Origin of the sequence: Ruminococcus flavefaciens (assembly GCF_900143025.1) — a bacterium.
Classification (GTDB): domain Bacteria; phylum Bacillota; class Clostridia; order Oscillospirales; family Ruminococcaceae; genus Ruminococcus; species Ruminococcus flavefaciens_I.
Genome location: NZ_FRCT01000001.1, coordinates 306,556 through 332,317, shown reverse-complemented (window position 1 = coordinate 332,317; position 25,762 = coordinate 306,556). Strand labels below are relative to the sequence as shown.

Genomic DNA, 25,762 nt, shown 5'->3' with positions numbered 1-25,762 from the left:
TTTGAGCCGCCTTTTTTATTGACATAACAGCAGTATGATGCTATAATTAATTTGATGTACTGTCGCAGTACGCTAATTGAATTAAAAGGAGAACATTATAAATGAGCGGTAATATCAACAGCTATGAAAGCCCATTCTGTACACGTTATGCAAGTGAGGAAATGCAGTATATTTTCTCGGCAGATAAGAAATTCACTACATGGAGAAAGCTCTGGGTAGCTCTCGCAAGAGCCGAAATGAAGCTTGGTCTCCCTGTTACAGAGGCACAGGTAAAGCAGCTTGAAGAGCATATCAACGATGTTGACTATGAAATGGCAGCAGAGCGCGAAAAGATAACACGCCACGATGTTATGGCTCACGTTTTCACATACGGACAGGCTTGTCCCGATGCCGCAGGCATCATTCACCTCGGCGCTACATCATGCTATGTAGGCGATAATACCGATGTTATCATCATGCGCGACGCTCTTAAAATAGTCCGCAGAAAGCTCATAAACGTTATGAACAACCTTGCGAAGTTCGCAGACGAGTACAAAAACCTCCCCTGCCTCGCTTATACACATCTTCAGCCTGCTCAGCTCACAACTGTGGGCAAGAGAGCTACACTCTGGCTCAATGAGCTCCTCATGGACTTCAACGACCTTGAATACCGTATGTCCACATTAAAGCTTCTCGGCTCTAAGGGCACAACAGGTACACAGGCTTCATTCATGGAGCTTTTCGAGGGCGATACCGACAAGATAAAGAAGCTGGAGCAGATGATAGCTGAGGAAATGGGCTTCGATGCAGTAGTTCCCGTATCAGGTCAGACCTACTCACGTAAGGTAGACTCTAAGGTACTTGAGCTCCTCAGCGATATTGCTCAGTCCGCAAGCAAGTTCTCAAACGATATGCGTATACTCCAGTCCTTCAAGGAAATGGAGGAGCCAAGAGAGAAGAAGCAGATAGGCTCTTCTGCAATGGCTTACAAGCGTAATCCTATGCGCTGTGAGAGAATAACCTCCCTTGCCCGTTACGTAATGATAGACAGCCTCAACCCTGCATTCACAGCAGGCACACAGTGGTTCGAGAGAACTCTCGACGACTCAGCAAACAAGCGTATCAGCGTAGCAGAGGCATTCCTCGGCGTTGACGCTATCCTCAATATAATGATGAACGTTACAAACGGTATCGTTGTATATCCCGAAATGATACGCCGCCGCGTTATGGCTGAGCTCCCGTTCATGGCAAGCGAGAACATCATGATGGATGCTGTCAAGAAGGGCGGAAACCGTCAGGAGCTCCACGACCGTATCATGGATTACTCTATGGAAGCAGGCGCAAACGTTAAGGTTCGCGGTCTGGACAACAATCTCTGCGAGCTTATCGAAGCTGACCCGATGTTCATGGTAACAAAGGAGGAACTTGACGCTGTTCTCAAGCCTGAGAACTACACAGGCAGAAGCTCTCAGCAGGTTGATGAGTTCCTTGCAGAGTGCATAAAGCCTATACTCGAAGCAAACAAGGACATTCTCGGCGAAAGCTTTGAAATGAAAAACTAAGCGAAGCTCAATTCTTTTGTAGAGGCTGATGCCTACATCAGCCCAATATATTCCCCGATGATTTACGGGGCGATGTAGGCATCGCCCCTACAATATTCACGTTTGATTATTCATAATGCACGGGCGCACACTTTGCGCCCCTACAATGAAACATCAAACAGGTAAATAATAAAATGAAAAAAGCACTTACTATCGGCGGAGCTGTTCTCGGCTTCCTGCTCATCTCGGCACTGGTCATATTCATATTCTTCCCGGGACTTCCCACATATATAAAGGTAAAGCACAAATACAAACATATAGACGAGAAAGTCCCTGTATTTGAAGCTGTATCAGCAGGAGCTGATTTTAAGGAATATACAATAAAAGGCGTAAAGCTGAAAGCACCTGGTGACTGGGAACTAAAAGAAAGCGGAAACGGAATAGCCTCTTCATCGCTGAACGCATCTCTGTTTCTTGAAGCCTTAAACTACGAAGATTATTATGCATCTTACGACAGCGAGCTTGGGTATGACCCGTGGACAAGCTATAATTATACAGAAGACGATTACAAGCACTTTTTCAACACTCTTGGAATAAAAACCAATCCATATGATCTTTCAGATAATATTCTCTGGTATATCAGGGACAGCTTTACAGCCAAAGATTGTTTAAAGCTTCGCAGCAAAGACAGAAAAGTGTTTGCAGAGCTTGCAGAATCAAAGGAAGCCGCTTATCAGGAAGAAAAAATGTGGAAAATCAAAAACGACAGCTACACAGGATATGTCGGTCAGTTTTTTGCGTATGGCTATACAGGAAATATGTGGACATTTACTTTTTTCCCTGTCGGCGATGAAGTCAACAAATACTCAATAATGATGAAATGTCCCGACGAAACGATAGCAAAGCAGATAATAAGCTCAATAGAGCTTGAATAATAAAGGATAAAATATGAAAAAGGAATATCTCGAAGCAGGCAAGATAGTCACCACCCACGGCATACGCGGTGAAGTGAAGATAATGCCATATACCGACAGTCCCGAGCTCCTTGCGGAGTTCGACAGGCTTTTCATAGGAAAGAACCACGAGGAAGTGACAATAGAACGCTCCCGCGTGTTCAAGAATACAGTTATCGCTAAGATAGAGGGCATAGACACTCCCGAGGCTGCGGAAAAGCTCCGCAACAAGGTGCTTTATATGCACCGCGACGACTTGGAGCTTGACGATGACACCTACTTCATACAGGACCTTATCGGACTTGAAGTCCGCGATGCTGACAGCGACACAGTATACGGCAAGATAATCGACGTTATGCAGACAGGTGCAAACGATGTCTACGTCATCAAGGGCGAAGACAGAGAGTACCTTGTGCCTGCAATTGCCGATGTTATCGTGTCTACAGATGTAGACGGCGGAGTTATGACTATCCGCCCGCTGGACGGTCTTTTCGACTGAAATGAAAAAGAGCAATATCGCTGCTCTCACGGCTCTTGCGGCAGTCCTTGCTGCCATTGCGGCATGGTCACTTACAAGCAGCAAAAGCATACTCCAAAGCTACAAACAGCTCCCGAAATGGGGAGTATCTGTAGTTGGGATAGTTTTTCTGCTGATGCTGTTCATTCCCAATATAATATGGAGCAAAAAACAGCCCGAAGGCTATGAGGAGTCCGCAAAGCATGAAAACAAAACTCTCCTTGCACTTGAACGAGCAGGAGAAGGACTGGTCTCCGCATTGGTGCTCACAGACCGCAGACTCGATAAATTCAGTCTTTCACCGAGACTTGGCTTCATTATTACCGCGCTCATACTTATGATAATGTATGAGCTCTACTGGCTGGGATATTTCCGAAGCAGCCGCACTCTTGCGGATATGTACTCGGATTACTGCGGATTTCCGCTGGCAGGAGCTTTCCTGCCCGTATTTGCAGTATTTATAATGGGAGTATACGCCTGCAATGTCTTTCTTATTGCGGCGGCAATAATACTCGGCATCGGACATATAGGTATACACCTTATGCACTGTAAAGAGCTTGAAAAAACATAAAAAAGAGATAAAAAAAGGAACAAAAGAAAAAAACGGCGTAAAAACGCCAAAAGGAGGCACTTTTTATGAAAAAGATCTTAGGCATACTATTTCTGCTCATCATTGTCGCAGCAGGCGTCTGCGCGTACTTCTTCCCGGGAATCCCCTATTACTACAAGTGTACTCACGAATTGGAAATAAGGGACAGCATATGGGAGGAGCTTCCAAAAGACCTGCCCAAGCTTTCCGAGGGCTATGCTGATTTCTCCACTATGGGAGTCCGCATAACCGCATGGAACGATATGGAGGCACAGCGTGCCGCCGATGATAATGCCGTAACATGGGCAAATGAAGACAAATCTCACATGATAAACATTTCTCAGGAGCGCATAAACGAAAGCTCTGATTTTCTCGATATGACGGGAATAACCCATGATGACCTCGATGCTTACTGCAAGGACGCAGAGAAAACCACTCCAGAAAGCAAATACGAGTTCGTAAAGCTCATGGCATCGCTGACAATGGACGATTTTGACATACATAACTACAAGAATTCCAAGACCTTTTACAGAATAATGAAGTTAAAAAGCGATGATTTCTACTTCGGCAAGGAATTTCCCGTAAAATTCTATCCTGTTGACGGAGTTGGCTACCGCGGATATCTCCTGTCAAGTGTTGAGCCTGACGGCGATCACGGTTATGCAAAATTTGCGGTCATCAATATTTATCCCGAAAAGGATAAGAAAACACGCTATATCATAGACATATCAGTCACCGACTGGAATGAGGTACTGGCAATAGCCAATAGCATAAAGCTTACATAATTATCCCGAGACCGCTGTTTTCTGCGGTCTCAAATCATAAAAGGAGAAAAACAATGCATATCGAAATAGCTACATTATTCCCCGAAATGTGTGAAGCCGTTCTGGGTGAGAGCATCGTAGGCAGGGCCAGAAAAGCAGGCAAGCTCAGTCTACACTGCCGCCAGATACGTGAATATACTCAGGATAAGCACCGCAGAGTCGATGATACTCCCTACGGCGGCGGCATGGGAATGGTAATGCAGTGCGAGCCCATATACAACTGCTACAAGGCGATCTGCGAGGATCTCGGCGAAAAGCCCCATACTATATATATGTCCCCCAAGGGCACTGTTTTTGACCAGAAAAAAGCCATAGAACTCTCCAAAATGGACAATATCCTTATCCTCTGCGGTCACTATGAGGGCGTAGATCAGCGTGTACTGGACAAAATAGTGGACGAGGAGATATCCATTGGCGATTATGTACTCACAGGCGGCGAGATACCTGCAATGGTGGTTGCAGACGCTGTTGCGCGTATGTGCGAGGGAGTTCTCTCCGATGAGGTCTGCTTCACCGACGAGAGCATATACAGCGGATTGCTGGAATATCCCCAGTATACCCGCCCAGAAGTCTGGGAAGGCGAGTCTGTGCCACCTGTGCTTCTCACAGGTCATCACAAGAATATCGAGACATGGAGACATGAACAGAGCCTGAGGATCACAGCTGAACGCAGACCCGATCTTTTAGCTAAATACAACGCTCAAAATGACTGACCGGTTTTTGCTGTCAGCTTTTAAGTTATGAAAAAGCTGTTGTTCCACACATCAACTGGCTGTATAGACAAAAATGCTTTTTCCGTTTAGAAGAAATAACCATATTCTGGTGCCAAATCATATGCAACTTCAACAATTAATGTCAACATTTTTTTGTAGTGATAATCAACAAGCAGGTTGATAATTTTTTATTCACATTTAATCTAAATGTAGAATTTAATGAAATCTTGTTTTTTTAACTGAAAAATCCGTTGACACTAAAAAAAAATGATTGTATAATGATATCAGCAAGTGAAACATATTTGCAAACAGCAACACAGTCCTGTTAATGAGAGGGGCTGTAACTACAGAGAATAGGAGAGTTGTATATGTTTGTCAGAGAAGTAATGGTAAAGAATCAGGTTGGACTTCACGCAAGACCTGCAACCTTCTTTATTCAGAAGGCTAATGAGTTCAAGTCATCAATCTGGATCGAGAAAGAAGAGCGCAGAGTAAATGCTAAGAGCTTACTCGGTATTCTTTCACTCGGTATCGTAGGCGGTACAAACGTAAAGGTTATCGCAGACGGTGCAGACGAAAAAGCTGCTGTTGATGCTCTCATCGAGCTCGTTGACAGTGGTTTCAGCGAAGAAAACAGATAATCAAGCCAAAACTCAGGGCGTTACAGTTGTAACGCCCACTTTTGTTATCTTTTTGCCTTATCCAAGGTCCTGTGCCATGGTCTCGGCAAATATGCCATAGCCCTGAGCAGGGTCGGCTACAAAAACATGAGTAAGAGCTCCTACAAGCTTACCGTTCTGTATTATGGGGCTTCCGCTCATGCCCTGCACTATGCCGCCCACGGCTTTTATAAGCCTCTCATCGGTTATGCGTATCACCATGTTTTTAGATGTTCCAACGCTGCCATAGTCTACGCTGACTATCTCAGCTGAATATTTTTCGGGAGTCTCGCCTGCTATGGTCGTGTATATTTCAGCAGGTCCAACGGTCACTTCCTGTCGGTATGCCATTTTGAATTCTTCCGAGCCCTCGGAAAACTCGGCAAGAGCATTTTCGGATAATCTGCCGTATATGCCGCTCGTTCTATTGCGGTCAAGTACGCCGAAACTGCTCTCTGCAAGGAATTTCCCTCTCAGCTCCCCCGGTATACCTCTTGCGCCGCGGCGTACCTCGGTAATATCCACCGGTACTGCCTCGCCGCTGTGAACGGGAACTATGCCGCCTGTGTCGGAATCGCATATGGGGTGCCCAAGTCCGACAAAGCTGCCCGAATTCTTGTCAAAGAACGTCATGGTGCCGATACCTGCAATGCTGTCGCGTACCCACATACCGCCCTTCCACGTTCCGCTCCTGCGGGACCTTACAGGCTGTAGGGATACAGAAAAAATACTTCCGTCACGATCTACAGAGAGCTCGATATCTTTACCCTCAGATGATGCTATGATCTCTTGAAGCTGATCGTTGGACGTAAGCGCATTGCCGTCCGCACTCCTTATGATATCGCCCTTGCTGATACCTGCTTCCCCGGCAGGACATATAAGCGTACCTTTCTCATCTTCAACATCGCCGAGCCCCGTGACCATAACACCCTCCATAAGGAGCTTTATGCCGAAGGGTCTGCCTCCTGCGGCAAAAACTGGGGCTTCTGCCTTGTTAACTTCAACATTTTTAACGGGAATAACACCGAAAAGCGAAAAAGTTACCTGTTCTGTACCTGCGCAGCTTCCTGCTGCCGGGATAACATCGTCAGTGCAGCTTACGCAGCTCAGTTCGGGAAATCCCGCTATTTTTATCTCTGAATCTGCATCAGCTGTGATAACATCGGGAAGCTGAGCGGAATAATATCCCGCCGTTCCGAATAATCCGATAAAAGCCGCAGATAATAATGCCGCAGCTGTTTTTATTATCTTTCTTTTAAATAACATTTGTTTTTCCTTTCATGTTCCTTCGGGAACATATTTATTATATTTCGGCAGAGCTTTTTTATTAATGAGAATTCCACACTGTTGAAATCTGCTTACGGAGTCAATATGAGCAAAAAAAATTTGAAAAAAACACCTTCAAGGAGTTCCGCACTTATGAAAGCCGCAAAGGTCATAATGCTGCTGCTAACTCTTTATTTCTCCTGTGCAATGACCGTATTATCGGGCGCAGGACTTATTTATAACCGTGCAAGCTATGGCAGCGGAATGGCTGTAACAGGCTTTTTTCTTATTTTTTCGGCAGCTCTTATGACAGTAGGTGCGATACTGTGTATTTTCAGGAAAAACGCCGCGGATATCCTGTCTATCGTATTTTCGGCAGGCGGCTTTATATTATGCATGGTAATGCTGTATAAGCTCGTATCCCACGCCGACAGGTGCGGCTGGACGGACAAATACACTCTACAGCCTATAAGCAGTATGTACAAGGCAAGGATACTTCCCTGCATTATCCCCGCAGCTATGGCAATAGCTGTGGCACTTATACAGCTTTTTTCATATGATATGATACAGTACCGCCGCAAGCGCAGAGCTGAAAAGGAAGCAAGGGAAAACGCTCCTGCTCCGCCCATAATCGAAGACTGACCGGCGTATACATAAGATTTTATCACTAAAGGGACGCGAAAAACGTCCCTTTTTGTTTTTCATCAATCTTTTTATCGGCAATATATTGCAATTTTTCACTTACAACACCTTTTTGTCTTGAATTGTTCATTTTTTTATGCTACAATGATATCATTAATAACGATTGAATTAGAGAAGTATTATCTCAGCCTTTTGCTATCAGCCAATATGCCGCCTTCGGCGAATAATTTAAATAATGTGAGAGTAAGCGAACTCTTTAGGCTAAGTGCTCATGGCTAATGGCTGTATTACAAAGTTTCCCCTTTTTCAATTTACAGTATACAAACAATCTCTGAAAGGAACATTATCATGAACGTCAAATCCGAATTGCTTGCAACTCTCGCAAAAGCAGGCGGAGAATTCATATCAGGAGCCGCTCTTGCAGACGAGCTCGGCGTAAGCCGAAATGCTGTTTGGAAAGCCGTAAAATCTCTGGAGGGAGAGGGCTATTCCATCAGCTCGGTGACTTCCAAGGGCTACAGACTCAACGAAGATAATAACCGTATTTCAGTAGATCTCATTGCACCTTTTCTCAATACAAAGCTTCTGGGACGGAACATGACTGTATATGACGAGCTTGAATCCACAAATAATACCACAAAGGAACTCGATTCAGAGTCAGCTCCCAACGGTACTACTATCATTGCCGACAAACAGACAGCAGGCAGAGGAAGAATAGGCAGGTCATTTGTTTCGCCTGCCGGCACAGGGCTCTATATGAGTACCCTCGTAAGACCTGAATTCAGCCTCGAATACGCACCTATGATAACTGCCGCAGCCGCCTGTGCAGCTGCCGAAGCTGTGGAAAAGCTGTGCGGTGCTCCCGTAAAGATAAAATGGGTAAACGACCTGTATATGAACGACAAGAAAATATGCGGTATCCTCACGGAAGCATCTTTCGGACTTGAAATGCGTACTCTTGACTGTGCCGTTATCGGCATAGGCATAAACGTAAGAAGTACAAAGGAATTCTTCGGCGAGGAGCTTAACAAGACCGCCTCATCCATACAGGACGAAACAGGCGTTATCGTCAACAGGAACAGGCTTTGTGCAGAAGTCCTCAACAATCTCGAAGTATATCTCGGAAAGATAGTTGACAGGAGCTTCCTTCACGAATACAGGCGGCGCGAATACCTTACAGGACACGTAGTTACCGCAAATATAGGCAATGAAAAGATAATCGGCGAGGCTATCGGCGTTGATGAAAACGCAAATCTTATAGTCAGACTGCCCTCGGGCAAGGAAAAGCATCTTAACTCGGGAGAAGCAAACCTTTGCAGGATAGCTGATAATCAGGTTTATTACGGCATTTAGCCGTAAATATAAAACAATAATATAGGGAGGTATATCGGCATGAGATATACAATTATTGGTCAGACTGTTCCGGCAGTCGAATGTGAACTCAATCAGGGAGAATCAATGTTTACCCAGTCAGGCGGCATGATATGGCAGACTCAGGGTATCAAGATGTCAACAAATGCACGAGGGGGGCTCGGCAGAAGTCTTGGCAGAATTTTCACAGGTGAGTCTATTTTCATGGCAAACTACACAGCAGAGGTCTCGGGAGCTAAGGTAGCTTTCGGCTCAACAGTTCCGGGCTCGGTAGTCCCTGTTAATATTTCTCAGGGCGGACTTATCTGCCAGAAGGGCGCGTTCCTCTGCGCTGAGCAGACCGTAGACCTGAAGGCTGTATTCACAAAGAAATTCATGTCGGGTCTTTTCGGCGGCGAAGGCTTTATCCTTCAGCACCTTTTCGGTCAGGGCATGGCATTCCTCGAAGTAGACGGCGATATGGTCGAGCGTTACCTCAATCCCGGCGAAACTCTTAAAGTCGATACAGGTAACGTGGTCGCCTTTGAACCTACGATAAATTACGAAATCGAGACTGTAAAGGGTCTCGGAAATATATTCCTCGGCGGCGAGGGACTCTTCCTCACACGCCTTACAGGTCCCGGAAAGATAATCCTCCAGACTCAGAACTTCAACGACTTTGCAGGACGTATCCTTTCAATGGGCATGAAGAGATAATGAAAAACTGGCTCATCGCAATAGCTGTAGCAGCAGTATACCTGCTTTTCAGCGTATTTACAGGTCTGTGGGCGATATCATGGATAATATGGGTATTTTACGCAGTGTACAGGATAGCTGACTATATAAAGTCACAGCAATAAGGACAGTTTTTCCGCCTGTACATCACTTTTTCTTTCAGTATGAGGTGAATTATATGTTTATTTATGGTATTCCCGTTATGGGGTTACAGTATATGACCAACGGCACTGAGCTTTTCCGTATGGCTGCACAGCAAAAGACTGCGGGCAAATGGAACGGTAACAAATGGCTCTGCATATGCGGAAAGGAAAACGATACCAACTTTTGTCCCGACTGCGGTGCAAAAGCTCCTGTAAAACCGTGGAAATGCTCCTGCGGCAGGGAATGTGATACCAATTTCTGTCCAGACTGCGGCAGTAAAGCCGTTAGCTTATAGAGGCTGATACCTGCATCAAGTCCCTTACAAGTGAGTAGTAAGTAGAACTAAGAACTAAGAGCTAAGAACTAAGATTGTAGGGACGACCCGCTTTGCATATAGCATTGCCAGCCAAATCAAAGATCTGGGGCACTGCTTAATATCCGCCCCTACGGGGTGGCGACTGACGGGCGAACACTGTTCGCCCCTACAGGCTAAAGGCTAAGGGCTAAAAAGGCAGGGCTTGACAAAAGTTGTATTTCATTGTATAATACAGTTAATATACTAAAAATGCTATGAAGGGAATAAAAGCTTGTGTAAGTTTTCACAGAGAACCGACGGCAGGTGAAAGTCGGCAGACAAATACAAGTCATAACTCCTCCCCGAGCAGCCGCCCCAAAGAAGCACCGCTTCAAGTAGGCACGGACGGGCTCTCCCGTTACAGAGATATGCGTTGATCCGACGCAGACGAGTGGGTGTAATTCTTACATCAAGAAGAGTGGTACCACGGAGTATGATCGCAGCTTCGTCTCTTCCATGCCGATGCATGGAGGAGACTTTTTTATTACCCTCGGTGCGGAAGGCAAAAACGGATCGGAATGGAGGTTTTTATATGAATAACGTTAGCAAGTACACAAGGCAATTCTTTGAAGCACCCAAAACCGAAATGAAATGGACACAGAGATCCTATGTTGACAAAGCTCCTGTATGGTGCAGCGTTGATCTCCGTGACGGCAATCAGGCTCTTATCGTACCCATGAGCCTCGGCGAAAAGCTGGAATTCTTCCAGATGCTGGTGGATATCGGCTTCAAGGAGATAGAGATAGGCTTTCCTGCCGCTTCTGATACCGAATACGACTTCTGCCGCACACTCATCGAGCAGGACTTGATACCCGATGATGTGGCGATACAGGTGCTTACCCAGTCCCGTGAACACATAATCGAAAAGACCTTCGAGGCTCTTAAAGGCTGTAAGAATGCCATAGTCCACCTCTATAACTCCACATCTGTCGCCCAGCGCGAACAGGTCTTCCGCAAGAGCAAGGAGGAAATAATAGATATCGCAGTTTCGGGAGCTGAGCTCTGCAAGGAATACCGCGAAAAATACGAGGGCAATTTCAGGTTCGAGTACTCCCCCGAAAGCTTCACAGGCACAGAGCCCGAATTCGCACTGGAGGTCTGTAACGCCGTACTGAACGTATGGCAGCCAACTGCCGATGACAAGGTGATAATCAATCTCCCCGTAACGGTACAGCTCTCGATGCCCCATATCTATGCAAATCAGATAGAGTATATGTGCGAAAACCTCAGATACCGCGAGAATGTCATAGTGTCCCTCCACCCCCACAACGACCGCGGCTGTGCCGTTGCTGATACGGAAATGGGACTCCTTGCAGGTGCTGACAGAGTCGAGGGAACTCTCTTCGGAAACGGCGAGCGCACAGGAAACGTTGATATAATAACCCTCGCTATGAATATGTACTCTCAGGGCGTAGACCCGAAGCTGGAGCTTGGCGATATACCGTCAATAGCCGAGACCTATTCAAAGCTCACAAATATGAATATCAACGAACGTCAGCCCTATTCGGGCAAGCTGGTATTTGCAGCCTTCAGCGGTTCTCATCAGGACGCTATCGCAAAGGGCATGAAATGGCGTGAGGAAAAAGGCGAAACTGTCTGGAACGTGCCCTATCTCCCTATCGACCCTACCGATATCGGCAGAGAGTACGAATCCGATGTTATCCGCATCAACAGCCAGTCGGGCAAGGGCGGTATCGGTTATATCCTCGAAACACGCTTCGGCTACGACCTTCCAAAGAAGATGCGCGAAAATGTGGGCTATCTGGTCAAGGGCATTTCCGACCGCGACCACAGGGAACTCCTCCCCGACGAGGTATACAGCATATTCAAGAAAAATTACGTGGATATCATCACCCCTATCGAGATCACAGAAACTCACTTCAAACAGCGTGACGGCATCGAGGCTTCTGTAAGCTTCAAATTCAACGGCAGAAAGGTCACTGCTACCAATACAGGTAACGGTCGTCTTGACGCTGTCAGCAACGCTATACGTTCGTATACAGGCATGGACTACAGCCTGAACACCTACTCCGAACACGCTCTTGAGGTCGGTTCTGCTTCAAAGGCTGTATCCTACGTCGAGATAGTTGCAGGAAACGGCAGGAGCTTCTGGGGAACAGGCATAGATAACGATATCATCACATCTTCCGTTAAGGCTCTTGTCAGCGCGGTAAATAATATGCTGACAAAAAATCTGACATAATGCACAAAGCAACGTATCTAAAATGTATCAGCCAGTCAAAAAATTCAGAAATATACTGCGGATCATTGATTTTATCGCCCCCAAGTGTTATAATAAAAATATATTAATCAGTAAGGAGCGAGAATAATGAGAACTGTTTTCAAGGTCACAGGTCATGTCATTATTTCAGACGCAGTCAATAACGTATATGGCTGTAAATTCTTTTCGTTCTGTCCGAAGATCGCTCTTGCCTGATGTTTTGCAAAGCAGTTTTACCCTCCGACAGAATGTCGGAGGGTTTTTGTTTACATAGTTTATCGCCAACAATACAGAAAAGGATCGGATCATATGAAGATTTCAGGTGCAAAAATAGTTGTTGAAGTACTGATCGAGCAGGGCTGCGATACCATATTCGGCTACCCCGGCGGTCAGGTAATAGATCTTTTTGACCAGCTTTACACCGCAAAGGAACGCATAAAACACATTCTTACCGCTCACGAGCAGGGTGCAGCCCATGCCGCTGACGGCTATGCAAGGTCTACGGGCAAGGTGGGCGTTGTCATCGCTACATCGGGTCCGGGAGCTACAAACCTTGTAACGGGCATAGCTACAGCTTATCTGGACTCTGTACCTATGGTAGCTATAACAGGAAATGTTTCCTGCGACTTCATCGGACGCGACAGCTTTCAGGAAGTGGATATAGTAGGCATTACCATGCCTATCACCAAGCATAATTTCATAGTCAAGGATATAAAGGACCTTGCGGATACTCTCCGCACTGCCTTTAAAATAGCAAAATCAGGCAGACCCGGTCCTGTACTTGTGGATATACCAAAGGATATACAGCTTGCAGAGTATGAGTTCGAGGCAAATGCTCAGCCTGTTATCCCCTATCCACTTATATTCTCCTCCGAGCAGAAGCTGCAAAAGGCTGCACAGCTTATCAACGAGTCCGAAAGACCGTATATCTACTTCGGCGGCGGTATCATCAACGGAAAGGCTTCCGCACAGATAATGGCTCTTGCCGAAAAAATAGACGCACCTATGGGCTGCTCACTTATGGGACTTTCCGCAGTCCCCTCGGACTATCCACGTTTCCTCGGTATGCAGGGCAGACACGGACACTATGCCTCAACTGTTGCCGAGGACGAGGCTGACCTTATCATAACCCTCGGAGCAAGATTCAGTGACCGCTCCACTTGGGAAAACAGCAAGGCTTCACGAAAATTCAGCATAATCCATATCGACATAGACGGCGCGGAGCTCAACAAGAATATCCCTGCCGACCTTTCCATACGCGGCGATATCCTTGATGCTGCCGAGCGCCTTACCGCCATGATAGAGGAGAAAAAGCACCCTGAATGGTCGGATCGTATCGCTCAGCTGAGAGAAGAAGAAAAACGCCTTACAAAGGCTGCTCATAAGAAGATAAAGGGCAGGCTTGCTCCTTACGATATTATCGACACCATAAGCTCCTATGCTCCCGATGACGCTATAGTTGTAACGGACGTAGGTCAGCATCAGATGTGGACTGCTCAGAGATATCCCCTGAAAAAGCCCCGCACCTTCCTTTCAAGCGGCGGTCTGGGCACTATGGGCTATGGTCTCGGAGCTGCTATCGGAGCTGCAATGGCTACGGGCAAAAGAGCCGTACTCTTTACAGGCGACGGCAGCTTCGGTATGAACCTGAATGAGCTTGCTACCGCAGTATCTCAGAAACTGCCTATAACCGTAGTTATCGTGAATAACGGCGTTCTCGGCATGGTAAGACAGTGGCAGACCATTTTCCTCGATAAGCGTTATTCCAACACTACCCTCGACCGCAGAACTGATTTCGTAAAGCTTGCGGAAGCCTTCGGCGCAGAGGGCGGACGGGCTTCCGACAATAAACAGCTGAAAAAGCTGGCTGAAAAAGCCTTCTCGTGCAGCGGTCCTTTCGTCATCGACTGTGCAGTAGACAGCGATGAATTCGTACTTCCGATGCTTCCTCCAAGCGGCTCGGTAGACGATATTATTACAGGGATAAAGTGAGGTGACAGTTATGGATCAGTATGTAATCGGCGTTATAGTTGCCAACGTATCAGGTGTGCTTTCAAGAGTTTCGGGAATGTTCACACGCCGCGGCTTCAATATCGACAGCCTTACCGTTGGCGAGACCGAATCCAGCGGATTTTCCCGTATAACTATCGCCTTTCACGGCGATGAGGACATAAAGGAGCGTATACTCCAGCAGCTCCAGAAGCTCTACGACGTAAGAGAAGTAGAGGTAATGGACAAAAACGATACCGTAATACGCGAGCTCCTGCTCATAAAGGTGAGAAACAAGGCTGATATACGACAGGATATCATGACTGCCGTTGAGATATTCCGCTCAAAGATAGTGGACTACTCCCCTACCTCCCTTACCTGCGAGCTCACAGGTGAGACCTCGAAGATAGACGCATTTATCGAGCTTCTCAAGCCCTTCGGCATCATGGAGATGTGCCGCACGGGTATAGTTGCTATCGAGCGCGGCGAGAACTGTCTCAAAACTGTAAAGTAATATGGCTGACCTGTACAAAAGAAAGCTCAGACCAAATAAAATGCATATCATAGCAGCCTTGCTGCTTGTCATAGCACTCCTGCTTTTTCACAGCGGACTTGTAAGGTCGGGAAGAGTCTCAGCAAGACTCAATCAAGCAGGCTTCATTTTTGAAGATGACGGTGTGCGCGAAAACCGCGGTGTTCTCTTTTCGGCTATCCCCCACACAGGAAAGCTTAAAGGTGCTGAAAACGCACATACTATCGTTGCCGCAGAGGTACAAAAGGGCATTAATAAAAATATGGTTATATTCATCGGCTCTGTACACAGACGAAACCAGTTTATTGCGGTGGAAAAGAATTCAAAGGAATACCGAAAGCTTCTCGCAGGCGAAAAGGTCACAGGGTACTTCTCATATGAATACACCGACGAGCTTATGGACTTTATTTCAAAAATGGGCAACTATTACGATGAAGAAAGCGTTATCCCTGCGGAAAATGTGACCGAACTCGGTGTAGTAGTCGTAAACCGCGAAAAAGAAAAGCGAAGCTTACTGTACGGACTGCCCTTCCTCATACTCGGCATACTGCTGATGAAAAAAGCAGGCGACCCGTTTTTCTATACTCCTGTGGAAGAGACATGATCTGATAAAAATTACCTGCAAAGGAATGATAAAAATGGCAATGACAATGACGCAGAAGATACTTGCGGCTCATTCGGGCAAGGAGTCCGTCAGTACAGGAGAGCTTATCCTCGCTGACCTTGATCTCGTTCTCGGCAACGATATCACCTCTCCCGTAGCTATAAAGGAGTTCGCAAAGCTCGGCAAGGACAGCGTGTTTGACAAAAACAAGATCACAATGGTCATGGATCACTTCGCACCCAATAAGGACATAAAGGCTGCGGAGCAGTGCAAGATGTGCCGTGATTTCTGCGCGGAAAAGGACATAACCCATTTTTATGACGTGGGAGAAATGGGCATAGAACACGCCCTGCTCCCCGAAAAAGGTCTCGTCACCGCAGGAAATGTTGTCATCGGCGCTGACTCCCATACCTGTACCTATGGCGCTCTCGGAGCATTTTCAACAGGCGTAGGCTCTACGGATATGGCTTGCGGCATGGCAACAGGCAAGGCATGGTTCAAGGTGCCCTCTGCTATAAAATTCAAACTTACAGGCAGTCTCCGCAGATATGTTTCGGGCAAGGACGTTATACTCCACATTATCGGCAAAATAGGCGTTGATGGCGCACTTTACCGCTCTATGGAGTTCACAGGCGAGGGACTTTCCTCACTTTCAATGGCTGACCGCCTGTGCATAGCAAATATGGCTATTGAAGCAGGCGCAAAAAACGGCATTTTCGAGGTGGACGATATTACTCTCGATTATATCCGTGAACATGGCGGCGCAGAGCCTGTTATTTACAGTGCTGACCCCGATGCGGAATACGATGAGGTCATAAACATAGACCTCTCACAGATAGAGCCTACCGTTGCTTTCCCACATCTTCCCGAAAACACAAGGACTTTCGACAACATAGGCGAAGTAAAAATAGATCAGGTAGTTATCGGCTCATGCACAAACGGCAGACTTGAGGACCTCATTGCTGCTGCTGAGATAATGAAGGGACATAAGGCCGCAAAGAACGTCCGCGTTATCATTATCCCCGCAACTCAGCAGATATACCTTGACGCAATGGAAATGGGTCTCCTCCGCACCTTCATCGAATGTGGCGCAGTTGTTTCAACTCCTACCTGCGGACCGTGCTTAGGCGGATATATGGGCATACTTGCCGCAGGTGAAAGAGCTGTGACCACAACTAACCGCAATTTCGTAGGACGTATGGGACACCCAGACTCAGAGGTATACCTTGCAAGCCCTGCAACTGCCGCCGCAAGTGCGCTGACAGGCAGGATAACAAGTCCGTGGGAGGTAATTGGAAAATGAAATATACAGGAAACGTTATAAAATACGGCAACAATGTCGACACAGACGTTATTATCCCTGCACGTTACCTCAATACCAGCGACCACGCAGAGCTTGCAAGTCACTGCATGGAGGACCTTGACAAGACATTCGTAAGCCGTGTGCAGAAGGGCGATATGATAGTTGCAGGTCAGAATTTCGGCTGCGGCTCTTCCCGTGAACACGCTCCTATAGCCATAAAGGCAAGCGGAGTATCTCTTGTTATCGCAAAGAGCTTTGCACGTATCTTCTACCGAAACGCTATAAATATCGGACTGGCTATCGTGGAATGTCCTGCGGCAGCCGAGGAGATTTCCGAGGGCGATAAAGTCGAGGCAGACCTTGACAACGGTATTATCCGCAATTTAACTACGGGTAAGGAGTACAAAACAGCTCCATTCCCCGAGTTCGTACAGAAAATAATCGAAAGCGGCGGCTTGATGCAGGCTATCGCTCATTTGAGCCGTTAGCCCTTAGCCTTTAGCCGTTAGGGACGGCCATTGGTCGTCCGCAATACTGCTAAATCAACATAAAACGGAGATAATTATGACAGACTTAAACTGCCTTCTTGCAGGACTGACAAGACTTCTCGGTCCGCTGCTTCTGCTCATATTCTGGCACAAAAAAACGGGAGCAAGGATACTGCCTGCGCCTGTTGCGCTTATGGTATGCTTCCCTGTTTTTATCGTTGCAGGAGCTATACGCTCAGGCTTTGACCACAGTAACTATATGTCATTTTATTTACAGCAGGCTCTGCTCTACGGTATATTTGAAGAATGCTCGAAATTCCTTGTGCTGCGATATCTTCTCACCTCCTACGATGACCGCAAAGACGCTGTTACTTACGGCATAGGACACTGCGCATTTGAGGATATAGGTGCAGGATTTGCCTGTATCAACCTTATCGGTACTGACAAAGCGGCTTCGGATATTTTTCCTGTGAATGTGTTTTCCTTCGTTGAAGGTGCTCTATTCTGCATAGGCGTGACTGTGCTGATATTCTACGGCATACGCATGGATAAATCAAGGATAATGCTTCCTTTGGCAATATTTCTGCACTTTTTAGGCAACTTCACCAATGCAGCTCTGATAAGACCGGTCTCAATGGCGCTTAGCTTATTGATAACACCAGTCATAGGCTATGCTGCTTACCGCTGCTACAAGGCAATGGGAACTTCATCTGACTATGAAATATAATCAATTTTATATATAACGGGCGGATAATCTCCGCCTATACAAGCTAAAGGCTAACGGCTAAACAGAAAGGGTGGTATTATGAAATTCAAGATCGCGTTATTAAAGGGCGACGGTATAGGTCCCGAAATAGTTGACAGTGCTGTTGCGGTACTGAAAAAAGTCGCGGACAAATTCGGACATGATTTCGTTTTCACGCCGTATCTCATGGGCGGCTGTGCTATAGATGAAACAGGAATACCACTCCCTCGGGAGACCGTTGAAGGCTGTCTGGAGTCAGACAGTGTCCTTCTCGGCTCGGTAGGCGGTCCGAAATGGGACGACCAGCCGGGCGATAACCGCCCCGAAAAAGCTCTCCTCGGTATCCGCGAAGAGCTTGGGCTATTCACCAATCTCCGCCCTGCAAAGCTCTATCCTGCTCTCCGCGCAGCTTCTCCGCTGAAGGACGAGATAATCGGAAACGGCTTTGATATAATGATAGTCCGTGAACTCACAGGCGGTATATACTTCGGCGAAAGAGGCTACCGCGAAGGAAGATACGGCAGAGAAGCCTATGACACCGAAGCATACAGCGTCCCCGAAATAGAGCGTATAGGCAGAGTCGCCTTTGAAGCTGCCATGAAGCGCAGAAAACGCCTTTGCAGCATCGACAAGGCAAATGTCCTTGAATCATCAAGGCTTTGGCGCAAGACCATGCATGAGCTTGCATCAAAATATCCCAATGTCAAATACTCGGATATGTTCGTGGATAATGCCGCAATGCAGCTTATACGCAATCCCCAGCAATTCGACGTTATCGTTACATCGAATATGTTCGGCGATATACTTTCCGATGAGTCCTCACAGATAACAGGCTCTATCGGTATGCTGCCCTCGGCATCGCTGGGAGCTTCAAAGCGCGGTATGTACGAGCCTATCCACGGCTCTGCACCTGATATCGCAGGTCAGAACAGGGCAAATCCTATCGCAGCTATTCTTTCGGGAGCTATGATGCTCCGCTATTCCGCAGGTCTAACAGAAGAAGCAGCTGCTATAGAAGCGGCTGTGGATAAGGTGCTTGAGGACGGCTTCCGCACAGCTGATATCCTCGGAAGCAGTACGGACACTCCTCTTACCTGCTCGGAAATGACACAGAAAATACTCGAAGCACTATGATTATAAAATGAGTTCATATGAACTTATTCATAGTTTTTCAGAATAGCTCCATTCCTGTTTTTAATGTTTTATCCCCCCTCCTCTGTACCTTTTAATGCACATATACTGTGGCTGACAGAAGCTGAAAACAGCTGTATGATGCACTGAAAAGGCACCTGTATCAGGCTAAAAGCTCATGTTTATGCGTTAAAGCTCTGATATTTGAGAGGTAAATATATCTGAATATGTGAAAGCATATATATTGCATAGGTTATGATAATGATTTAACTTTTATCTCTTGACAAAACCCGAAAAAAATATTATCATATGCATATACCACAGCAAACAAAAGCTTTTTAATTCAAGGAGGATAAACATGAAAAAGGGATTATATACATTTACAGCTTTTATGATGGCTTTAACACTTGTTGGCTGCGGAGCTGACAAGGACAAGGGCTCTGATAAGGACAGCAAGTCTGCAAAGACGACCACAGCATCTGACGAAAAGAAGGACAGCAAAAAGTCCGATAAGTCAGATGATGACATAAAATTAGATACAAGCGCACCTGATATCAAGGAATACGCAGGCGAATACAAGAAAAACGGTCACGGCTTATGGGGAGATTATCCCGATGAGCTGGATCCGAAAGCGCTTGAGGAAACTCTCAAAAATGACCCCATGACAATTTCCGAGGACGGCATTCTACACTTCTGCGGCAAGGATTATAAGCTCATTCCCGAGGGTACAAAGGAAGGCTCACACATATACAGCGTTGAAGGCAGCACCTTTGACTTCAAGAGCTTCTGCAAGCCTGCAAAGGGCGTATTTTCAACACCTAAATGCGTAGATAAGGACTATGAGGGCATTGTTTACTTCGTTGATGAAGAAATGCACATGACTGTCAATGATGAAGACGTTCCTTATAATGATTTCAAAATATATCTCACAGCAAATGGAGATGAAACGTGCTCTGAATACATCTCATTCGACCTGAAGGGCGACGATGACGATGACGACTGGTCCTTCGACTGGGACGATGAAGATGATGACAATATCAAAATAACATTCGGCGACGAAGATACGGAGGAATAAGCAATGATAAAGATACACACAGAAAAGGCTCCTGCGGCAGTAGGACCGTATTCACAGGCAATAGTTTCAAGCGGCATGGTATATACCAGCGGTCAGATAGCTATCGACCCTGTTACAAATACCGTTAAGGGTACAACTATCGAGGAGCAGACAGAACAGGTAATGAAAAATCTTGAAGCTGTCCTCGCTACAGCAGGTTCTTCATTCGCAAGAGCTGTAAAAACTACCTGCTTTCTTGCCGATATGAACGATTTTGCCGCATTTAACGAGATATATGGCAAATACTTCACATCTCTCCCTGCAAGAAGCTGTGTAGCTGTAAAGACTCTTCCAAAGGGAGTTCTTGTAGAAGTTGAAGTTATCGCAGAAAGCGAATTATAATAAGAATAATCTCTCTCCCTGCTCTTATGAGCAGGGATTTTTTTGCATTGTGCCAATTCTCCGAAATTGTATAGATATTCTCCATAACTGCAAGGGTTGAAATATTATATCATATGTGGTATAATTGATAAAATAAAGTTGAAAGATGAATTCAGGGAACGCCTTCAGGCAGGAGCCTCGGCGTTCATTGTCGCAAACAAAATATTTTCATCACATTTTTTATTGACGGACTGCCAAAGGCAGCCCCTGCAAAGCTAACGGCTAAAATCATGATCCGGCAGACTGAATTATGATTTACGAAAGGAAGTAAAACTATGAATGTTCGTGAATTACAGGACAAAATACTCAAACTCAAAAAGGAGACTGATACCGCTATCCTCGCACACTGCTATCAGGCGCGTGAGATCTGCGAAATAGCCGATTTCGTCGGCGACAGCTACAAACTCAGCGTTGACGCAAAGGGTGTAAGCAACAAGAATATCCTTTTCTGCGGCGTACACTTTATGGCTGAGACCGCTAAAATGCTCTCTCCTCAGAAGCGAGTATTCCTTTCAAACAAGCACGCAGGCTGCCCTATGGCTGAGCAGATGGACGCTGAAATGATAAGCATGATACGCGCACAGGAGCCCGACCGCATGGTCGTTGCCTATATCAACACTACTGCCGCACTGAAAACAGTCTGCGACGTATGTGTTACATCTTCAAGCGCACTCCGCATAGTCAAGGCTCTTGACACAGATAAGATACTCTTTATCCCCGACTGCAATCTGGGAGACTATATAAAGAAACAGTGCCCCGAAAAGGATATAAAGCTCCTTCAGGGCGGCTGTCCGACTCATGCAAGGATAACTGCAAAGGAAGTCCTCGCTGCAAAGGCAGAGCACCCCGACGCACTTTTCCTCGTACACCCCGAATGTACTCCTAAGGTAGTTGAGCTTGCCGATTATGTAGGCTCTACAACAGGTATCATGGACTTTGCAAAGAAGTCCGACAAGAAGGAATTCATTATCGGTACGGAAAATTCTATCGTGGAGCATTTGCAGTATGACTGCCCCGACAAGAAATTCTATCCCGTAAGCCGTGACCTTGTCTGTCACAACATGAAGCTCACAACTCTCCCCGATATTTATAATACACTTGTCGGTATCGGCGGCGGTGACGGTGATGCTTTTGAGATACTCATGGACGACGATCTTATCGCTAAGGCAAGAAAATGTATAGACGAAATGATAAGGCTGGGCGGCTGATATGACAGAGCTTGTTGAAAAACTCTATACCACAGGCGACCTTACAGACAGCGAGCTGAAAGCTCTTATCGAAACAGATGACGAGGAAGCTGCGAAGCTCCTCAAACAGCGGGCTGACGAAGTAAGGCAGAAACACTACGGTAAAAAGGTGTTCCTACGCGGACTTATCGAGGTGTCCAGCTATTGCAGAAATGACTGCCTTTACTGCGGTATCCGCCGCAGCAATAAGGACGCGGACCGCTACCGCCTTTCACGGGAGGATATACTCAGCTGCTGCGAAAACGGCTATGAACTGGGCTTCCGCACATTTGTGATGCAGGGCGGCGAGGACGGCACATTTACCGATGACTTTATGTGCGATGTAATATCCGAAATAAAATCAAAATATCCCGACTGCGCAGTAACTCTTTCTCTCGGAGAACGCTCCTATGAGAGCTACAAGCGCATGAAGGAGGCAGGTGCAGACCGCTACCTGCTCCGCCACGAGGCTGCCTCAGAGGAGCTGTATTCGCAGCTCCACCCCGAGGGTATGAGCCTTGCGAACCGCAAGGAATGTCTCTTTGAGCTCCGTGAGCTGGGCTATCAGGTGGGCGCAGGCTTTATGGTGGGCGCACCATTCCAGACTACCGAGCATATAATAGCAGACCTACGCTTTTTACAGGAGCTTCAGCCCCAGATGATAGGCATAGGTCCTTTCATACCTCATCATAATACCCCGTTTTCCGAAGAAAAAGGCGGCACACTTGAACTGACGCTGAGGCTTTTGGGCATACTTAGACTGATGTTCCCGAAGGTGCTCCTGCCTGCAACTACTGCACTTGGAACTATTGCTCCAAACGGCAGAGAACTGGGACTGCAAACGGGCTGTAACGTAGTAATGCCCAATCTTTCGCCTGTAAAGGTGCGTAAGAAGTACGACCTGTACGATAATAAGATATGCACAGGCGAGGAAGCCGCAGAGTGCAGGAGCTGTCTGCAAAGACGTATAAGCTCCGCAGGCTATGAGACTGTTTCCGAGCGCGGAGACTGCATTAATTTCAGCCGTTAGCCGTTAGCTATCAGCCCTATGTAGGGGCGCACAGTGTGCGCCCGCTAAAAAGCGGCAGCGCCGCTTCCCTAAAGGCTAAAGGCTAAGAGCTAAAGGCTATAATACTAACTCTCAACTGATAAAGATTTAAGGAGAATATAATGCGAGTAAGATTTCATCTGCCTGATTTTTCGGGCAATTTCAAGCTTAACCTGATGTTTGCGGAAATGCTGAAGCACAATCCCGAATATTTCCGCGAGGGAGTTGAAATAGCTTCATTCTACGGCGTTTTTCCGCCCTCAATTTGGAACGGCGGCAGAACTCAGGGCGGAGTCTGTGACAAGAACTTTGTAAAGACCGTTATAAAGGCTTTCAACGACAGAGGTATACCTCTCCGCTTTACCTTCACAAATCCCGCTCTTGAAAAGAAGCATCTCAGCGACCAGTTCTGCAATATGGTGCTGAATATGGCTAATAATGGTCTCAACGAAGCTATCGTTATGTCACCTATACTGGAGGACTATATCCGCAGAAACTTCCCGAACTATAAGCTCACAAGCTCTACCTGCAAGCGCCTTAACACTATTGAAGGGCTTCTTGACGAGCTGAAAAAGGATTACAGCATAGTCGTTATGGACTATGACCTCAATAACAGGTTCGAGCTTCTCGAACAGATACCTATGGAGGACAGACCGCGTATCGAGTTCCTTTCAAATGCCTGCTGTGAGCCGAACTGTCCGCGCCGTTCAGCACATTATCACTCTATCGGCGTTCAGCAGATAGCTTACAACGAGCATATAAAGAAGTACCCGAATTTACCGTTTGACGCTTCAAAGTATGACCCCGATCACTTCCGTGACTGCCCTTACTCGCAGAGAGGTCTTTTCGAGATAAGAGGTCTGCGTACGCATATCTCTCCCGATGATATCTGGGAAAAATACGTGCCTATGGGCTTTGAGCAGTTTAAAATTGAGGGAAGGACTGCAAGTCCTATAAATGTGCTTGAAACTTATATGTACTATATGGCAAAGCCCGAATGTCGTGACGAGGCTCGCTTCACTCTGCTTAAATCCCTCGAAAATTCAGGCGCACTTGTATTCAAATAATAACATCTCACCCCGATAGAGACATAAATCTACTACATGAACCATATGCCTGCCCATAGTCTCTATGAGCAGTACAAAACGAACAGGAGTAAACTAATGAAAGCAGCCGCTGTTTTCAGCGATAACATGGTGCTTCAGCGGAACAGGAATATCCGCGTTTTCGGCACCTGCAACACTGACGAAAAAGTTATCACAGTATCTATCCCCGAGCTTGAATGCTATGCAAGGGCTACCGTTAAAAACGGCAGGTGGGAAGCTGTTCTTCCGCCGCGCAAGGAATGTACCTCTTGTACTCTTGAAATTTGCTGCGGAGCTATAAAGAAGATATTCCGCAACGTAGCTATCGGCGAGGTTTGGCTGGCAGGAGGTCAGTCAAATATGGAATATGAGCTCCACAACGATAAAAACGGCATAAAGGAGCTTACACAGTGCGGCAACGAAAACGTGAGATACTATTATACGCCTAAATGCGCAATGGTCGGCGATGACCTTGAACGGGCAGAAAAAGAGTCCTGCTGGCAGCTGCCCTCCGCAGAAAATTCCTCTGTGTGGTCGGCTGTAGGCTATTACTTCGCAAAAGAGCTCAGCAGCCGTCTTGGAGTTACTGTCGGTATCATCGGCTGCAACTGGGGCGGCACATCCGCTTCTGCGTGGATACAGCGCGAATACCTTGAACATGACAGCCGCTTCAAGCCTTATCTTGACGACTACGACAATGCCATCATCGGCAAGACCGATGAGGAAATGATAGCCGAGTATGACGAATACCTCATAAAACAATCAGAATGGGATAAAAAAGTGGCTGATTGCTTTGCCGAGGACCCTGATATGAAATGGGATAAGGTCGTGGAAAAATGCGGCGAAAATCTCTACCCCGGACCTATGGGCATAAAAAATCCCATGCGCCCATGCGGACTTTACGAAACTATGGTAAGCAGGATAGCTCCATATACTATCACAGGCGTACTCTGGTATCAGGGCGAGTCCGATGACCACAGACCGCATACCTATGAGTATCTGCTGAAAACTCTCATACAGAACTGGCGCAATGCGTGGAAGGACAAGGAGCTCCCGTTTATGATAGTGCAGCTGCCTATGTTCAGATATGAAGATGTGCCCGATACAAAGAGCTGGGCGTATATACGCGAGGCTCAGGAAAATGTGTACCTTTCCGTAAAGAATACAGGTCTTGCAGTATGTCTTGACTGCGGAGAATTCAACAATATCCACCCTGTGGATAAAGCTCCCGTAGGTCACAGGCTTTATATGCAGGCTATGACGGAGGTCTACGGGCTTATGGGCTACAGTATGTCTCTGCCGCCTTTATACGATAATTTCGAGATAATCGGCGATGCTATACTCGTACACCTTATGAACTGCGAAAAGGGGCTGGGAGGAAAGAACGAGAATTGTCTCGGAGGCTTCGAGATCGCAGGTGCTGACGGAGTTTATTACCCTGCCGAGGCAAAGGTAAAGCTCCCGTATATAGAGCTGAGGAGCGATAAAGTTCCCGCTCCGCAGAATGCCCGCTTTATGTGGACAAATTATGCAGATGTTGCGTTATTCGGTGTAAACGGACTCCCCCTCGCGCCATTCCGCACTAACCGCTTTGAAGAACAGGAATAAATATAAAAAGGAGAACCATT

27 protein-coding genes and 1 other annotated feature are annotated in these 25,762 nt (G+C 46.6%); of the genes, 26 read left to right on the top strand and 1 reads right to left on the bottom strand.

What is annotated here, in order from left to right; all coding sequences use genetic code 11:
• The first annotated feature begins 101 nt into the window (after window positions 1-101).
• From purB to BUB28_RS01510, 7 genes are all read left to right on the top strand, one after another.
• Window positions 102-1,541 carry an adenylosuccinate lyase gene (gene purB / locus BUB28_RS01540; RefSeq protein WP_072948015.1) on the top strand — a complete coding sequence of 480 codons (1,440 nt, stop codon included), beginning with the start codon at window positions 102-104 and terminating at the stop codon, window positions 1,539-1,541.
• Window positions 1,542-1,714: 173 nt separating this feature from the next.
• Window positions 1,715-2,455: a hypothetical protein gene (locus BUB28_RS01535; protein ID WP_072948013.1), complete on the top strand. Its 741-nt coding sequence runs from the start codon at window positions 1,715-1,717 to the stop codon at window positions 2,453-2,455.
• Between the two features lie 13 nt (window positions 2,456-2,468).
• Window positions 2,469-2,972 carry a ribosome maturation factor RimM gene (rimM, locus tag BUB28_RS01530; RefSeq protein ID WP_072948012.1) on the top strand — a complete coding sequence of 168 codons (504 nt, stop codon included), beginning with the start codon at window positions 2,469-2,471 and terminating at the stop codon, window positions 2,970-2,972.
• Between the two features lies 1 nt (window position 2,973).
• Window positions 2,974-3,561: a hypothetical protein gene (locus BUB28_RS01525; protein WP_242939900.1), complete on the top strand. Its 588-nt coding sequence runs from the start codon at window positions 2,974-2,976 to the stop codon at window positions 3,559-3,561.
• Window positions 3,562-3,626: 65 nt separating this feature from the next.
• Entirely contained in the window at window positions 3,627-4,364 is a 738-nt protein-coding gene (locus BUB28_RS01520) for a hypothetical protein (RefSeq protein WP_072948010.1), read from the top strand.
• Between the two features lie 53 nt (window positions 4,365-4,417).
• Window positions 4,418-5,116 (top strand): tRNA (guanosine(37)-N1)-methyltransferase TrmD, encoded by a 699-nt coding sequence (trmD, locus tag BUB28_RS01515; protein ID WP_072948008.1) that lies wholly within the window; start codon window positions 4,418-4,420, stop codon window positions 5,114-5,116.
• 368 nt (window positions 5,117-5,484) lie between these two features.
• A complete protein-coding gene (locus BUB28_RS01510; RefSeq protein ID WP_019679940.1) occupies window positions 5,485-5,757 on the top strand; it encodes an HPr family phosphocarrier protein in 273 nt (90 codons plus the stop codon).
• 57 nt (window positions 5,758-5,814) lie between these two features.
• Here the strand turns inward: BUB28_RS01510 and spoIVB are convergent, their stop codons facing one another.
• On the bottom strand, window positions 5,815-7,041 hold the full coding sequence (spoIVB, locus tag BUB28_RS01505) for a SpoIVB peptidase (RefSeq protein ID WP_072948006.1): 1,227 nt from the start codon (window positions 7,039-7,041) through the stop codon (window positions 5,815-5,817).
• 105 nt (window positions 7,042-7,146) lie between these two features.
• On the opposite strand from spoIVB, the gene BUB28_RS01500 reads away from it, so the two are divergent.
• The 19 genes from BUB28_RS01500 to BUB28_RS01415 all read left to right on the top strand — a co-directional run bounded on the left by BUB28_RS01500 (window position 7,147) and on the right by BUB28_RS01415 (window position 25,742).
• The gene (locus BUB28_RS01500; protein ID WP_139277490.1) at window positions 7,147-7,683 is read left to right on the top strand and encodes a hypothetical protein; all 537 of its coding nucleotides are present in this window, start codon (window positions 7,147-7,149) and stop codon (window positions 7,681-7,683) included.
• Window positions 7,684-8,031: 348 nt separating this feature from the next.
• The gene (locus BUB28_RS01495; RefSeq protein ID WP_072948003.1) at window positions 8,032-9,036 is read left to right on the top strand and encodes a biotin--[acetyl-CoA-carboxylase] ligase; all 1,005 of its coding nucleotides are present in this window, start codon (window positions 8,032-8,034) and stop codon (window positions 9,034-9,036) included.
• A 39-nt stretch (window positions 9,037-9,075) separates the two neighbouring features.
• On the top strand, window positions 9,076-9,750 hold the full coding sequence (locus tag BUB28_RS01490) for a TIGR00266 family protein (RefSeq protein WP_072948001.1): 675 nt from the start codon (window positions 9,076-9,078) through the stop codon (window positions 9,748-9,750).
• On the top strand, window positions 9,750-9,893 hold the full coding sequence (locus BUB28_RS16895; protein ID WP_175547781.1) for a WxxxWxxW domain-containing protein: 144 nt from the start codon (window positions 9,750-9,752) through the stop codon (window positions 9,891-9,893). The genes BUB28_RS01490 and BUB28_RS16895 overlap by 1 nt, the downstream gene beginning before the upstream one ends.
• 53 nt (window positions 9,894-9,946) lie before the next feature.
• Window positions 9,947-10,207 carry a hypothetical protein gene (locus BUB28_RS01485; RefSeq protein ID WP_139277489.1) on the top strand — a complete coding sequence of 87 codons (261 nt, stop codon included), beginning with the start codon at window positions 9,947-9,949 and terminating at the stop codon, window positions 10,205-10,207.
• 266 nt (window positions 10,208-10,473) lie between these two features.
• Window positions 10,474-10,723 (top strand) — a binding site (T-box leader).
• 76 nt (window positions 10,724-10,799) lie between these two features.
• Window positions 10,800-12,470 (top strand): 2-isopropylmalate synthase, encoded by a 1,671-nt coding sequence (locus tag BUB28_RS01480; RefSeq protein WP_072947998.1) that lies wholly within the window; start codon window positions 10,800-10,802, stop codon window positions 12,468-12,470.
• 327 nt (window positions 12,471-12,797) lie between these two features.
• Window positions 12,798-14,480, top strand: coding sequence for a biosynthetic-type acetolactate synthase large subunit (gene ilvB, locus BUB28_RS01475; RefSeq protein ID WP_072947996.1), 1,683 nt, complete (start codon window positions 12,798-12,800; stop codon window positions 14,478-14,480).
• Window positions 14,481-14,490: 10 nt separating this feature from the next.
• Complete coding sequence (gene ilvN / locus BUB28_RS01470) at window positions 14,491-14,991, top strand: acetolactate synthase small subunit (protein ID WP_072947994.1); 501 nt, start codon at window positions 14,491-14,493, stop codon at window positions 14,989-14,991.
• Window position 14,992: 1 nt separating this feature from the next.
• Window positions 14,993-15,613 carry a hypothetical protein gene (locus BUB28_RS01465; RefSeq protein WP_072947992.1) on the top strand — a complete coding sequence of 207 codons (621 nt, stop codon included), beginning with the start codon at window positions 14,993-14,995 and terminating at the stop codon, window positions 15,611-15,613.
• 34 nt (window positions 15,614-15,647) lie between these two features.
• Window positions 15,648-16,916 carry a 3-isopropylmalate dehydratase large subunit gene (gene leuC / locus BUB28_RS01460; RefSeq protein WP_072947990.1) on the top strand — a complete coding sequence of 423 codons (1,269 nt, stop codon included), beginning with the start codon at window positions 15,648-15,650 and terminating at the stop codon, window positions 16,914-16,916.
• Window positions 16,913-17,404, top strand: coding sequence for a 3-isopropylmalate dehydratase small subunit (gene leuD, locus BUB28_RS01455; RefSeq protein ID WP_072947988.1), 492 nt, complete (start codon window positions 16,913-16,915; stop codon window positions 17,402-17,404). The genes leuC and leuD overlap by 4 nt, the downstream gene beginning before the upstream one ends.
• Before the next feature lie 76 nt (window positions 17,405-17,480).
• Window positions 17,481-18,131, top strand: coding sequence for a YhfC family glutamic-type intramembrane protease (locus BUB28_RS01450; protein ID WP_072947987.1), 651 nt, complete (start codon window positions 17,481-17,483; stop codon window positions 18,129-18,131).
• A gap of 78 nt (window positions 18,132-18,209) precedes the next feature.
• A complete protein-coding gene (gene leuB / locus BUB28_RS01445) occupies window positions 18,210-19,283 on the top strand; it encodes a 3-isopropylmalate dehydrogenase (protein ID WP_072947985.1) in 1,074 nt (357 codons plus the stop codon).
• 355 nt (window positions 19,284-19,638) lie between these two features.
• Window positions 19,639-20,355: a hypothetical protein gene (locus BUB28_RS01440; RefSeq protein ID WP_072947983.1), complete on the top strand. Its 717-nt coding sequence runs from the start codon at window positions 19,639-19,641 to the stop codon at window positions 20,353-20,355.
• Window positions 20,356-20,358: 3 nt separating this feature from the next.
• Window positions 20,359-20,736: a RidA family protein gene (locus BUB28_RS01435; RefSeq protein WP_072947982.1), complete on the top strand. Its 378-nt coding sequence runs from the start codon at window positions 20,359-20,361 to the stop codon at window positions 20,734-20,736.
• 314 nt (window positions 20,737-21,050) lie between these two features.
• Complete coding sequence (gene nadA, locus BUB28_RS01430; RefSeq protein WP_072947980.1) at window positions 21,051-21,983, top strand: quinolinate synthase NadA; 933 nt, start codon at window positions 21,051-21,053, stop codon at window positions 21,981-21,983.
• A gap of 1 nt (window position 21,984) precedes the next feature.
• A complete protein-coding gene (hydE, locus tag BUB28_RS01425) occupies window positions 21,985-23,031 on the top strand; it encodes a [FeFe] hydrogenase H-cluster radical SAM maturase HydE (protein WP_072947979.1) in 1,047 nt (348 codons plus the stop codon).
• Between the two features lie 140 nt (window positions 23,032-23,171).
• The gene (locus tag BUB28_RS01420; RefSeq protein WP_072947977.1) at window positions 23,172-24,116 is read left to right on the top strand and encodes a hypothetical protein; all 945 of its coding nucleotides are present in this window, start codon (window positions 23,172-23,174) and stop codon (window positions 24,114-24,116) included.
• 96 nt (window positions 24,117-24,212) lie between these two features.
• A complete protein-coding gene (locus BUB28_RS01415) occupies window positions 24,213-25,742 on the top strand; it encodes a sialate O-acetylesterase (protein WP_072947976.1) in 1,530 nt (509 codons plus the stop codon).
• Window positions 25,743-25,762 lie beyond the last annotated feature (20 nt).